Genomic DNA, 12722 nt, shown 5'->3' with positions numbered 1-12722 from the left:
TCAGCCGGTCTCGACCCCCAGCCGGGCAATCAGCGCCTCGCGGTCGCGCAGGGCCGCGCGCGCGGCCTCGGGGCGGGCGGCGGCGCAGGCATTGATCAGGCATTCCGTCGCCACGACAAAGGCGCCGATGCTGTTGGACAGAAAGCTGGTCTCATGCCCGACCAGCAGCACCGCCTGCGCGCTTTGCGCCAGCGGCGCATTGGTGTGATCGGTGATCGCCAGTGTCGCAAGACCGCGCCGCCGCGCCTCGGCCGCGACGGCCACCACCTGCGCCGAATAGGGCGCGCAGCTGGCGGAGATCAGCAGCCCGTCCTCGCCCAGCATGGCCAGCCCCTCGGCCATGCCCAGCCCGTCGGCATCCAGCAGCGCGACATCGCGCCGGATCATCCGCAGCCCGTAGACCAGAAAACTGGCGACCGCATGGAACTGGCGGATGCCATGGACCAGCACGCGCGGCGCGGCCATGATCATCGCGGCCATCGCCTCGAACCGCGCCTCGTCCAGGCTTTCGATAAAGCGGTCGATCAGGGCCTGATTTTCATGGCAAAGCTGCGCGGCGCGGGCGCGGGGTGAACTGTCGCCGTCAAGCGCCGCCCGGGCCTGCCGCGAATAGAACGCCCCCGGCGCCGTCAACGAGGCCGAAAGCAGCACATGTTGTAGTGCCGGAAAACCCGCATAGCCCAGCGATGTGGCGAGGCGCGTGAGCGTCGAGGGATGCACCTCCAGCCGCGCGGCCAGGCTGGTGATCGACAGCAGCGCCGGATCGCCCACCATATCCAGCAGCCGCGCCAGCGCGGCGCCGGCCTTGGCGCCCAGCCGCACCCCCGCCTCGCCCCGCGCGATGCCAAGCGCAAGCGCCCGCAGCCCGTCCAGACTGTCAGGCGGTGCCGCGATGGCGGGCGGGTCCGGCGGCGCGGTCATGAATGCTCCAGTCGATCTGCGGGCCCGCCAGCCGGATCACGGCGGTGGCGAGCGTGTTTTCCTCATCGGGATCATCGGGCGCATCGCGCCGGATGGGAAGCCCCGCCCCGCCGTCATCGCGCAGGATCGTCAGCGGATCGGCGCCCCGCGCTAGCAGCGCCGCGCCGCGTTCCTGCCGGTCGCGCGACGAGGCGGTGACGATCTGCGCCCGCAGGCCGCCGGGCAGGTGCAGCGCGTGATTGGCATGCAGCGCGGGGCGGGTGATCTCTTGCACCGAACACCCGCCGCCGCCGAATTCCACCGACAGAATCCGCGGATCGCCGCGCTGCATCAGGCCAAAGTGAAACCCGCCCGACGGCGCGTCGCGCAGCAGGTCAAGCGCCTCGGTCAGGCTGGCGCAACCCAGCACCGCCCGGCCCAGCACCATGCGCGGAATGCCCGGCGCGATGCCGGTCAGGCGCAGGTTGTTGACCGTCTGCACCAACCCCGCCGCCGTAAAGGCAAAGGTATGGCCGGGGATCGAGCCGGGATAGCAGAAGGCATGCAGCGCCGGTGCGTCTTCGGGCTGGATCTCGGCGATGAAACAGGCATCACGCAGGCAGGGCAGCCCGTCTTCGTTATGCGCCAGCACCGGCTCTGGCCCCGGCAGCAGCACGGTGGTGCAGCCGTCAGGCACCGAGGCCAGCAGATCGCCCCGGCAATTCCAGGCAAAGACCTGCATCAGCGGCAGGCCCAGCCCTTCGGCCAGACCGGCGATCTCGGCCCAGATGCGGGGAAAGCGGGCCTGGGTGGCGGCGGCCATCGCGGCGACGCGGGCAGAATGGCAGGGCGCATTGACCTGCGACCAGAGCGGATGCCGCCGCAGATGCGCCGCCACCGCCGCCGCCCCGCGCCGGCCAAGCGCAAGGCCGGTCTGATGCGCATCACCCGCCACGCCCAGCCAGCCCAGACCCGGCGCTGTCCTGTCTTGCGGCATGGCGCCCCCTTCTGTTTGATGCAATCAATGCAAAATGAATTGCACGATATGGCAAGTGATGCAATTAATCTTGCGTTTCTTTCGGGCGCAGAAGCCCCGAATCCAGAGGAGGCGCCCGCCATGCCTGGCCATGTTTTCGGACGTTCGACCCGTGGTTCCCTGCCCGAAGCGGTGCGCGGCGAGGGTTGCTATCTGATCGACGCGGCCGGCAAGCGCTATCTTGACGGCTCGGGCGGGGCGGCGGTGTCCTGTCTGGGCCATTCCGACCCCGATATCCGCGCGGCGCTGCATGACCAGATCGACCGTCTGGCCTTTGCCCATACCGGCTTTTTCACCTCGGGCCCGGCCGAGGCCCTGGCCGACCGGCTTGTCGCCCATGCCCCGGCGGGAATCGACCGGGTCTATCTCGTCTCGGGCGGGTCCGAGGCAGTGGAGGCGGCGATCAAGCTCGCGCGGCAATATTTTACCGAGATCGGCCAGCCCGGCCGGCACCGTGTCATCGCGCGGCGGCAAAGCTATCACGGCAATACGCTGGGCGCGCTGGCGGCGGGCGGCAATGCCTGGCGGCGCGCGCAATTCGCGCCGCTTCTGGTGGAAACCACCCATATCGCGCCCTGCTATGAATATCGCGACCGCCTGCCCGGCGAGACGGCGGCGGAATACGGCCTGCGCGCCGCCGATGCGCTGGAGACCGAGATCCTGCGCCTCGGCCCCGAAACCGTCATGGCCTTCATCGCCGAGCCGGTGGTCGGTGCGACATTGGGCGCGGTGCCGGCGGTGCCCGGCTATCTGCGCCGCATCCGCGAGATCTGCGACCGCTACGGGGTGCTGCTGATCCTGGACGAGGTGATGTGCGGCATGGGGCGCACCGGCCATCTGTTCGCCTGCGCCGAGGATGGCGTGGCCCCCGACATGATCACCATCGCCAAGGGTCTGGGGGCGGGATACCAGCCGATCGGGGCGCTGCTGGCCTCGGGGGCGATCTATGCGGCGATCGCGGGCGGGTCGGGGTTTTTCCAGCATGGCCATACCTATATGGGCCACCCCGTCGCGGCGGCGGGGGCGGGCGCGGTGCTGGCGGCCATTCTGGACCGTGGCCTGCTGGCGCGGGTGCAGGCGCAGGGCGCGCGGCTGGATGCGGCGCTGCGCGCGGCCTTTGGCCAGCACCCCCATATCGGCGACATTCGCGGCCGTGGCTTGTTTCGCGGCCTCGAACTGGTGGCCGACCGCGAGACGAAGGCGCCCTTCGATCCGGCGCGCAAACTGCATGCCGAGGTGAAGGCGCGTGCCTTCGAGGCCGGGCTGATCTGTTATCCGATGGGGGGCACGCTGGACGGGCAGCGCGGCGATCACATCCTGCTGGCGCCGCCCTTCATCATCAAGGATGCCCAGATCGACGAGCTAATCGACAAGCTGGGTCGCGCGCTGCGTGGGGCACTTGGGGCATGACCTTGCCCGACCTGCCCAGGATCATGGTCGCCCCGAATGGCGCGCGGCGCGGCAAGGCGGATCATCCGGCCCTGCCGGTCACCATCCCCGAAATCGTGGCCTGCGCCGCCGCCTGCTTTGCGGCAGGGGCAGGGGGCATTCATGCCCATGTGCGGGACGCGGCCGGGCAGCATGTGCTGGATGCCGGGCTTTACGCCGAATTGCAGGCCGAACTGGCGCGGGTCGTGCCGGCGATGGCGGTGCAGATCACGACCGAATCCGTGGGCCGCTATGACCCCGCCGCGCAGCGCGCGCTGGTCAGGGCGCTGCGCCCGGCCATGGTTTCGGTCGCGCTGCGCGAAATCACGCAAGAGCCTGATACCCGGTTGACCCGCGCCTTCTTTCACGATTGCGCCGAGGCGGGCGTGGCGGTGCAGCATATCCTTTATGCGCCGCAAGAGGTGGACCACCTGGCCGCGCTGCTTGCGGCGGGCACGATCCCGGCGGGCCGTGTGCAGATCCTGCATGTGCTGGGCGCCTATGCCAGTGGCGATTCCGCCACCCCCGCCGATCTGGCACCGCGGCTGGCGCGGCAGCGCGCGGCGGGACTGTCCGCCGATTGGGCAGTCTGCGCCTTTGGCCCGGCCGAAACCGCCTGTCTGCTGGCGGCCTGCCGTGCCGGGGGCAAGGCGCGGATCGGTTTCGAGAACAGCCTGTGGATGCAGGATGGCCGCCGCGCCCCATCCAACGCGGCACGGGTGGCGGAACTGGCGGGGCTACTGGCCGCCGGCGAGCAGGGTTCGCCGGTATCCGGTGGTCGGTCCTGACGATAGTCGCCCGCGTCCGGTCAAGGGGGCTGAAGCGGGGCGATCCACCCCTTGATCCTGCCGCGCCGTCGCGCTCAGCCGGCGGGCTGGCCCGCGATCCAGACCGCGTGGATGGCGCGGTCGTCGCCCATCATGATCGTGGGAAACAGCGCCTCCCACAGGGTTTCGGCGCGGGCGCTGGCCTGGGCGATGGCGGGTGTGGAGGCGAGGTCGATCACCACCAGATCGGCCTCCATCCCCGGGGCGATATTGCCGATCAGGTGATCGGCATGCAGGCTTTGCGCCGAACCCAGCGTCGCCAGCCACCACAATTCGGCGGGATGCAGCGGCCGGCCCCGCAGCTGGCCCACCTCATAGGCGGCGGCCATGGTGCGCAGCATCGAAAACGACGACCCGCCCCCGGTATCGGTGGCCAGCCCGATCCGCTGCCCCGCCGCCTTCAGCCCGCCCATGTCGAACAGGCCCGACCCGATGAAGGTGTTGGAGGTCGGGCAATGGATCAGGCTTGCATCCACCTCGCGCAGGCGGTCCTTCTCGCGCGGCTCCAGATGGATCGCATGGCCATAAAGCCCGCCGCGCCCCAGCAGACCGAACTGTTCATAGGTATCTAGATAGTCGCGCGCCTGCGGGAACAGGCCCTTGACCCAGGCGATTTCGTCGGTCTGTTCGCTCAGATGCGTCTGCATCAGACAGGACGGGTTCGCCGCCCAGAGCGCGCCAAGCGCCTCCAGCTGTTCGGGGGTCGAGGTGGGCGAAAAGCGCGGCGTGATCACATAGGAAAGCCTGTCCACCCCATGCCATTTCGCCAGAAGCGCCGCGCTGTCGTCATGGGCCGATTGCGCCGTGTCGCGCAGCCCCTCGGGGGCGTTGCGGTCCATGCAGGTCTTGCCGGTCCAGATCCGCTGCCCCCGCGCCTGCGCCGCCGCCATCAGCGCATCGACCGAGGCCGGGTGAATCGTCGCATAGGAACAGACCGAGGTCGTGCCCTGCGCCCGCGTCAGATCCAGATAGCGCGCGGCGATGGTCGCGGCATAGGCGGGGTCGGCAAAGCGCATCTCCTCGGGGAAGGTATAGGTGTTCAGCCAGTCGATCAGCCGCTTGCCCCAGCTCGCGATGATGGCGGTCTGCGGGTAATGCACATGCGCGTCGATGAACCCGGCCGAGATCAGCCGCCCGCCGTAATCGGTGACGCGGGCCTGCGGATGGGCGCGGCGCAGCGCCTCGGCCGTGCCGGTCGCCACGATGCGGCCCTCTGCGATCACCACCGCCTCGTCCAGCCGCGCGGCCTCGGGGCCGGCCGTGAACGGATCGGCGGTGAAAGACAGCACCCGGCCCAGCAGAAGATCGGTCATCGGCATTCCCCTTGCAAACCCGCAGAGACTATCCTTCTGGCAGCGATCCGTAAATTTCCCGCTTCACCCTGTTTCTTTGAAACTGCTTCGCATAAGGTCGCCGCAATCGGTTCGGAGGCGGAATGAGCGAAACCCAGGCAGCGTTGGAGCAGGAGGAGGAGGCGCTCGACCCCCGCCGGGTCGCGTCGATTCTGGAGGCGGTGGAGGCCGGAGACGGCGCGCGCCTGCGCGAACTGGCCGAACCGCTGCACGCTGCCGACATCGCCGACCTGCTGGAACAGATCGGCCCGGCCGAGCGACGCGATTTCCTGGCGCTCTATGCGCGCGAGATCGACGGCGACATCCTGTCGGAAATCGACGAATCGATCCGCGAGGAGGTGATCGAGGCCCTGCCGCAGGATGTGGTGGCCGAGGCCGTGCGCGAGCTGGACACCGACGATGTGGTGGACATTCTCGAGGATCTGGAGGCGCCGCAGCAGGAGCGCATCCTTGACGCGCTGGAGGATGCCGACCGCGTCGCCGTCGAACGCGCGCTGAGCTACCCGGAATATTCCGCCGGCCGTCTGATGCAGCGCGAGGTGGTGGTTGCGCCCGAACACTGGACGGTGGGCGAAACAATCGACTTCCTGCGCGGTGCCGATCATCTGCCCGACCAGTTCTATCATGTGATCCTGATCGACCCGCGCATGCGCCCCAAGGGCTATGTCACGCTGGGGCGGCTGTTGTCCTCGCGCCGGGCGATCCAGTTGCGCGACATCGTCGAAGACAGCTTTCGCACGGTCGAGGCGACCGACGAGGAATCCGATGTCGCCTATATCTTCAACCAGTATCACCTGATTTCCTGCCCGGTGGTGGATGAGAACGGCCGCCTTGTCGGCGTCATCACCATTGATGACGCGATGAACGTGCTGGACGAGGAACATGAGGAAGACATGCTGCGCCTCGCCGGCGTGGGCGATGAAAGCTCCATTTCCGACGGGGTGGTCGATACGGTGAAGGGGCGGCTGCCCTGGCTGCTGGTCAACCTCGTCACCGCCAATCTGGCGGCCTTCGTCATCTCGTTGTTCGAGGGCACGATTTCCGCGCTGGTGGCGCTGGCGGCGCTGATGCCCATCGTCGCCTCGATGGGCGGCAATGCGGGGACGCAATCGCTCACCGTGGCGGTGCGGGCGCTGGCCACCCGCGACCTGACCGAACAGAACGCCCTGCGCGTGGTGCGCCGCGAGGCGGGGGTGGGGCTGATCAACGGCGTGGTCTTCGCGCTGATCATGGGCGCCGTGGGCTGGGGCCTGTTCGGCATGCCCTTGCTGGGGGCGGTGCTGGGCGCCGCGCTGATCGTCAATCTGCTGATCGCGGCGCTGGCGGGCGTCGTGGTGCCGCTTTTGCTCGACCGGATGGGATTTGATCCGGCATTGTCCTCGGGCACATTCGTTACGACCATGACGGATGTCTTCGGCTTCTTCGCCTTTCTCGGCCTCGCGACGGTGGTGCTTCTGTGATGACGATCCATGACGAAAAGGCGGCGGCGCGCAAGGCGGCCTTCGTGGCGCGCAAGGCGGCCTTCGACCGGGGGCAGGGGCAGGCGGCGGCGATCCTCGCCGATCTGATCGCCCCGCAAGGCGCCCGCCCGCTGGCCGGCTACATGGCCATGCGGACCGAGATCGACCCGCAAGAGGCGATGGCCGCCCATCCCGGCCCGGTCTGCGTGCCGGTGATCCAGGGCGCGGGTCTGCCGCTGAAATTCCGCGAATGGACCCCGGGCTGCGCCCTGATCGACGGCGCCTTCGGCGCCCGCATCCCGGCCGAAGGCGCCTGGATCGAGCCCGAGATCGTGATCGTGCCGCTGGTCGCCTGGGATCGGCGCGGCTACCGGCTGGGCTATGGCGGCGGCTTCTACGACCGCACGCTTGAAGGGCTGCGCGCCCGCCGCCCCACGCTCGCCATCGGCTTTGCCTTCACCGCGCAGGAACTGCCCGAAGTGCCGATCGAGGCGGTGGATCAGCGGCTTGACGCCATCGTCACCGAAACCGGCGTCCTGCACTTCGCCTGACGCCGCCCTTTCATCTGTTTTCAAATATCCTCGGGGGTGAATGGGCCGCCAGGCCCAGAGGGGGCGCGAGCGCCCCCTTGATCCGGCACCGCTTGCGCGGCTGTCACAGCGGCGCGCAGGCCGCCCGCAACCAGTCCAGAACCGCGCCCTCGACCCGCTGCCCGATCTTCGCCAGAACCTCGGCGTGATAGGCATCGAGCCAGGCCCGCTCGCCCGGCGCCAGTTGCGCGAGGTCGATCAGCCGCCGGTCAAAGGGCACGAAGGTCAGGGTCTCGAACCGGAATTGCGGCCGGTTGTCGCCCAGGGGCGGCGCCTCCTCGACCACGATCAGGTTCTCCAGCCGGATGCCAAAGGCGCCCGGCCGGTAATAGCCCGGCTCGTTCGACAGGATCATCCCCGCCCGCAGCGGCACCTCCGACAGCCGTGACAGGCGCTGCGGCCCCTCATGCACCGACAGGAAGGCGCCGACACCATGCCCTGTGCCGTGATCGTAATCCTGCCCCGCCATCCACAAGGCCGCCCGCGCCAGCGCATCCAGATCGCGCCCCGCCACCCCGCGCGGAAAGCGCAGCCGGCTGATGGCCACCAATCCCTGCAAGACCCGGGTATAGCAGGCGCGCTCCTCCGCCCCCGCCGGGCCGATCGGCATGGTGCGGGTGATGTCGGTCGTGCCGTCCTGATATTGCGCCCCGCTATCCACCAGCAGCAATTCGCCCGGCCTGACGGCGCGGTCGGTCGCCTCGGTCACGCGGTAATGGATGATCGCCCCATTCGGCCCCGCGCCGCTGATCGTGTCAAAGCTGATATCATGCAGCGCATTGGTCTCGCGGCGAAACCCCTCCAGCGCCCGGACCACCGCGATCTCGGTCAACCCGCCCTGCGGTGCGGTCTCGTCCAGCCAATGCAGAAAGCGCACGACCGCCGCCCCGTCGCGCAGATGCGCCGCGCGGGTGCCCGCGATTTCGGCCGCGTTCTTGCAGGCCTTGGGCATCCGGCAGGGATCGTCGCCCCAGACCATCGCGACGCCCGCCTCCTCCAGCTCCTGCGCGATGGCCAGCGGCGCGCTGGTGCGGTCCACCCGCACCGGGCCGGTCAGCGAATGCAGCGCCGGCACCAGGGCCGAAGGCGGGCGCAGCGTCACATGCGCCCCAAGATGCGCGCGCACCGCCTCGTCAAACTTGGCGGGATCGGCATAAAGCGTGACCCGCGCATCGTCATGCAGAATGGCGAAACCATGCAGCACCGGGTTGCGCGGCACATCCGCACCCCGGATGTTCAGCAGCCAGCAGATCGAATCCGGCAGCGTGATCACCGCGGCCTTCTGCCCCGCGGCGCGCAATTCCGCAGCCAGCCGGTCGCGCTTTTCCAGACTGGTCGCCCCGGCCAGCGCATCGGGATGGACAAAAGCCCGCCCCAGCGGCGGCGCCGGCTGATCGGGCCAGATCGCGTCGATCATGTTGGGGCAGGGGCGCAGCGTCACCGCGCTGCCCGTCAGATCCGCCTCCAGCCGCGCGATCTCCTCCGCGCTGTGCAGCCAGGGGTCAAAGCCCAGCTCCCCCGCCGCCAGATGCGCGCTGATCCAGGGCCCGGGCAGCGTCTCGGGCCAGTCCACCGGCGCAAAGGCCGCCAGATCGACCTGCTCGCGCAGCTGGATCCGGTAGCGCCCATCGACAAAGACCCCCGCCACCGCCGGCAAGACCACCGCAAACCCGGCCGAGCCGGTAAAGCCGGTAAGCCAAGCCAGACGCTCGTCCCGCGGCGCGACATATTCGCCCTGATGCGCATCGGCGCGCGGCACCAGAAACCCCGCCAGGCCCTCGGCCGCCAGCCGCGCCCGCAGCGCCGTCAGCCGTGCCGCACCCTGCGACGGATCGGATGTGGTGGTGAATGTCTGAAACACCGCAACCCCTTCATCTGTTCAAAAATATCCTCAGGGGGTGAATGGGCCGACAGGCCCAGAGGGGGCGCGAGCGCCCCCTTACCCCGCCTTCCGCATCAGCCCCCGGGCCCGCTTGCGCGGATCGGATTCGAACAGGCTCGCCAGTTGCTCGGTCATCGCGCCCGCCAGCTGTTCGACATCGGTAATGGTCACCGCGCGCTGGTAATAGCGCGTCACGTCATGGCCGATGCCGATGGCGATCAGCTCCACCATCTTGCGCTTTTCGACCATGGCGATCACGTCGCGCAGGTGCTTTTCCAGATAATTCGCGGGGTTGACCGACAGCGTGCTGTCATCGACCGGCGCACCATCCGAAATCACCATCAGGATCTTGCGCGCCTCTTTCCGCGCCGCCATCCGCCGATGCGCCCATTCCAGCGCCTCGCCGTCGATGTTTTCCTTCAGCAGACCTTCCTTCATCATCAGACCCAGATTGGGCCGCGCCCGGCGCCAGGGCGCATCGGCGCCCTTGTAGATGATGTGACGCAGGTCATTCAGCCGCCCGGGCTGCTGCGGCCGCCCCGAGGCGAGCCAACGCTCGCGGCTCTGACCGCCCTTCCAGGCGCGGGTGGTGAAGCCGAGGATTTCCACCTTCACATTGCACCGCTCCAGCGTGCGCGCCAGCACATCGGCACAGATCGCCGCGATCGAGATCGGCCGCCCGCGCATCGACCCGGAATTGTCCAGAAGCAGCGTCACGCAGGTATCGCGGAACTCGGTATCCTTTTCCTGCTTGAAGGACAGCGGCGTGGTCGGATTTGCCACGACCCGCGCCAGGCGTCCCGCATCCAGCGTGCCTTCTTCCAGATCGAACAGCCAGGACCGGTTCTGTTGCGCCTGAAGCCGGCGCTGCAACTTGTTCGCCAAGCGGCTGACCGCGCCTTTCAGCGGCTCAAGCTGCTGGTCGAGATAGGCGCGCAGGCGTTCCAGCTCGGCCGGCTCCGCCAGGTCTTCGGCGCGAATTTCCTCATCGAAATCCGTGGTGTAAACGGAGTAATTCGGATCGGCATCGGAATAGGGCGCGGGCGGGGGCGGCTCCAGCGGGGCTTCGCCCTCGGGCAGCTCGGCCTCCTCCGACTGCTCCATGTCGGCATCGTCCTGCATGGAGACCTGAGCCTCGCTCTGGTCCTGGCTCTGATCCTGGCTGCGCTCGGGATCGGCCTCGGCCTCCTCGTCCTGCTCCGACTGCTCCTCGCCCTGGCTGTCGGGGTTCTCGTCGGCCTCGGCCTGATCCTCGGCCTCCTGATCCTCGTCCTCGGCATCCGGGTCGTCGCCCAGCTGATCGCCATAGCCCAGATCGGCGATCACCTTGCGCGCCAGCCGCGCGAAGGCGGCCTGATCGGCCAGCGTCTCGTCCAGATCGCCCAGCGAACCGCCCGCCTGCTGCTCGATGAAACCGCGCCAGAGGTTCATCACATTCTCGGCCGCGCGCGGCAGCGGCTGGCCGGTCGCCAGATGCCGCACCAGATAGCCCGCCGCCACCGGCAAAGGCGCGTCGCTGGCCTGGGTGATCTGACCATAACCCTTGCGCTCGGCCTCCTGGCCCAGCTTGTGCGCGATATTGACCGCGGTGCCCGGCATGGCCCGGGCGCCAAGCGCCTCGGCGCGGGCGGTCTCCATCGCCTCATAGATCTCGCGTGCGAGGCCGCCGGGTGGGGCATATTTCGCCGCCAGCGCATCGTCATGATGGCGCCGGCGCAAGGCCAGCGCATCGGCGGTGCCGCGCGCCATCATCACCTCGTCGCGGGTCATGCGGCGGCTGACCTGCGGCAGACGCACCCCGTCGGCGGTCATGCCGGCCGGATCGACCGAATAGGTGACCGTCATCTCCGGGTCGTCGGCCATGGTCTTGGTGGCCTCGGCCAGGGCCTTCTTGAACGGATCGGCGGGGTTGTCGGTGGGCTTTGTCATCGCTCGCGCGCTCCGGGTCTCGTGGTGCGCCCCCCGACAAGGGCGGGGGGCTGTCTGCCCCCCGCACCCCCCGAGGATATTTTCAAACAGATGAAAGGGGCGCGGATCGCCGGGTCTTCATCTGTTTCCAAATATCCTCAGGGGGGTGAGGCCGCAGGCCGAGGGGGGCGCGAGCGCCCCCCTGCGACGGTTCACTTCATCGCCATCGAGGCGGCGCTTTCCGGCAGTTCCTCACCAAAGCAGCGCTGATAGAATTCGGCGACGGTCTGGCGTTCCAGCTCGTCGCATTTGTTCAGGAAGGACAGGCGGAACGCATAGCCCACATTGCGGAAGATCTCGGCGTTCTGGGCCCAGTTCAGCACGGTGCGCGGCGACATGACGGTCGAAAGGTCACCATTCATGAAGGCGGTGCGGGTCAGGTCGGCGACGGTGACCATCTGGTTGATGATCTTGCGGCCCTTCTCGGTGTTGTAATGCGCGTTCTTGGCCAGCACGATGGCGGCTTCGGCATCATGCGACAGGTAGTTCAGCGTGGCGACCAGGCTCCAGCGGTCCATCTGCGCCTGGTTGATCTGCTGCACGCCATGGTAAAGCCCGGTCGTGTCGCCCAGGCCCACGGTATTGGCGGTGGCGAACAGGCGGAAATAGGGGTGGGGCGTGATGACCTCGTTCTGGTCGAGCAGCGTCAGCTTGCCGTCATGTTCCAGCACGCGCTGGATCACGAACATCACATCGGCGCGGCCGGCATCGTATTCGTCGAAGACGATGGCGACGGGGTTGCGGAGCGCCCAGGGCAGGATGCCTTCGTGGAACTTGGTGACCTGCTTGCCGTCCTCAAGCTTGATCGCGTCCTTGCCGATCAGGTCGATCCGGCTGATATGGCTGTCGAGGTTCACCCGCACGCAGGGCCAGTTCAGCCGCGCGGCGACCTGTTCGATATGGGTCGATTTGCCGGTGCCGTGATAGCCCTGGATCATCACCCGGCGGTTATAGGCAAACCCCGCAAGGATCGCGAGCGTGGTGTCGGGGTCGAACTTGTAGGTCGGGTCGATCTCGGGCACGCGGTCGCCCCGTTCGGCAAAGCCCTTGACCTTCATGTCGCTGTCGATGCCGAACACATCGCGCACGGAGATTTCTTCGCTGGGTTTTGCAATCTGGTCGAGCATTGGGTCCGCCATGGCCTGAGGCGCCCGAAAACCGGGCGCAGTCTGTCTTGGGTTTTGTGGAGCATATCGCGGGGGCCTGCAAGGGGCAGGGCTGTATTGGTCACAATTGCCGCCTGCGGATTTTCTGCACGATTGCCGCGCGTCGGTTGCAC

Annotated in this window: 10 protein-coding genes; 4 read left to right on the top strand and 6 right to left on the bottom strand. The window is 68.2% G+C overall.

What is annotated here, in order from left to right:
* Complete coding sequence (locus tag FOA17_RS07080) at positions 1-921, bottom strand: MurR/RpiR family transcriptional regulator (RefSeq protein ID WP_149140777.1); 921 nt, start codon at positions 919-921, stop codon at positions 1-3.
* Positions 878-1897 (bottom strand): C45 family autoproteolytic acyltransferase/hydrolase, encoded by a 1020-nt coding sequence (locus FOA17_RS07075; protein ID WP_149140776.1) that lies wholly within the window; start codon positions 1895-1897, stop codon positions 878-880. The genes FOA17_RS07080 and FOA17_RS07075 overlap by 44 nt, the downstream gene beginning before the upstream one ends.
* 120 nt (positions 1898-2017) lie before the next feature.
* On the opposite strand from FOA17_RS07075, the gene FOA17_RS07070 reads away from it, so the two are divergent.
* Together FOA17_RS07070 and FOA17_RS07065 are read left to right on the top strand one after the other, a co-directional pair.
* Entirely contained in the window at positions 2018-3346 is a 1329-nt protein-coding gene (locus tag FOA17_RS07070) for an aspartate aminotransferase family protein (protein ID WP_149140775.1), read from the top strand.
* The gene (locus FOA17_RS07065) at positions 3343-4152 is read left to right on the top strand and encodes a beta-keto acid cleavage family enzyme (protein WP_420841688.1); all 810 of its coding nucleotides are present in this window, start codon (positions 3343-3345) and stop codon (positions 4150-4152) included. Before FOA17_RS07070 ends, FOA17_RS07065 begins: the two co-directional genes overlap by 4 nt.
* Positions 4153-4226: 74 nt before the next feature.
* Here FOA17_RS07065 and guaD read toward each other — a convergent pair whose 3' ends face one another.
* On the bottom strand, positions 4227-5504 hold the full coding sequence (guaD, locus tag FOA17_RS07060) for a guanine deaminase (protein ID WP_149140774.1): 1278 nt from the start codon (positions 5502-5504) through the stop codon (positions 4227-4229).
* 122 nt (positions 5505-5626) lie between these two features.
* On the opposite strand from guaD, the gene mgtE reads away from it, so the two are divergent.
* Together mgtE and FOA17_RS07050 are read left to right on the top strand one after the other, a co-directional pair.
* On the top strand, positions 5627-7003 hold the full coding sequence (gene mgtE, locus FOA17_RS07055; protein WP_149140773.1) for a magnesium transporter: 1377 nt from the start codon (positions 5627-5629) through the stop codon (positions 7001-7003).
* Positions 7003-7554: a 5-formyltetrahydrofolate cyclo-ligase gene (locus tag FOA17_RS07050; protein ID WP_149140772.1), complete on the top strand. Its 552-nt coding sequence runs from the start codon at positions 7003-7005 to the stop codon at positions 7552-7554. Before mgtE ends, FOA17_RS07050 begins: the two co-directional genes overlap by 1 nt.
* Before the next feature lie 103 nt (positions 7555-7657).
* Here FOA17_RS07050 and FOA17_RS07045 read toward each other — a convergent pair whose 3' ends face one another.
* The 3 genes from FOA17_RS07045 to cobS form a co-directional block, all read right to left on the bottom strand.
* A complete protein-coding gene (locus FOA17_RS07045) occupies positions 7658-9454 on the bottom strand; it encodes an aminopeptidase P family protein (RefSeq protein ID WP_149140771.1) in 1797 nt (598 codons plus the stop codon).
* Positions 9455-9532: 78 nt separating this feature from the next.
* Positions 9533-11404: a cobaltochelatase subunit CobT gene (gene cobT / locus FOA17_RS07040; protein ID WP_149140770.1), complete on the bottom strand. Its 1872-nt coding sequence runs from the start codon at positions 11402-11404 to the stop codon at positions 9533-9535.
* A gap of 191 nt (positions 11405-11595) precedes the next feature.
* A complete protein-coding gene (gene cobS, locus FOA17_RS07035; RefSeq protein ID WP_149140769.1) occupies positions 11596-12582 on the bottom strand; it encodes a cobaltochelatase subunit CobS in 987 nt (328 codons plus the stop codon).
* Between the last annotated feature and the right edge of the window lie 140 nt (positions 12583-12722).

The organism is Gemmobacter caeruleus, from assembly GCF_008271655.1.
GTDB classification, from domain to species: Bacteria; Pseudomonadota; Alphaproteobacteria; order Rhodobacterales; family Rhodobacteraceae; genus Gemmobacter; species Gemmobacter caeruleus.
The sequence above is the reverse complement of the archived record's forward strand: the minus strand, read 5'-3'. Positions and strand labels throughout refer to the sequence as shown.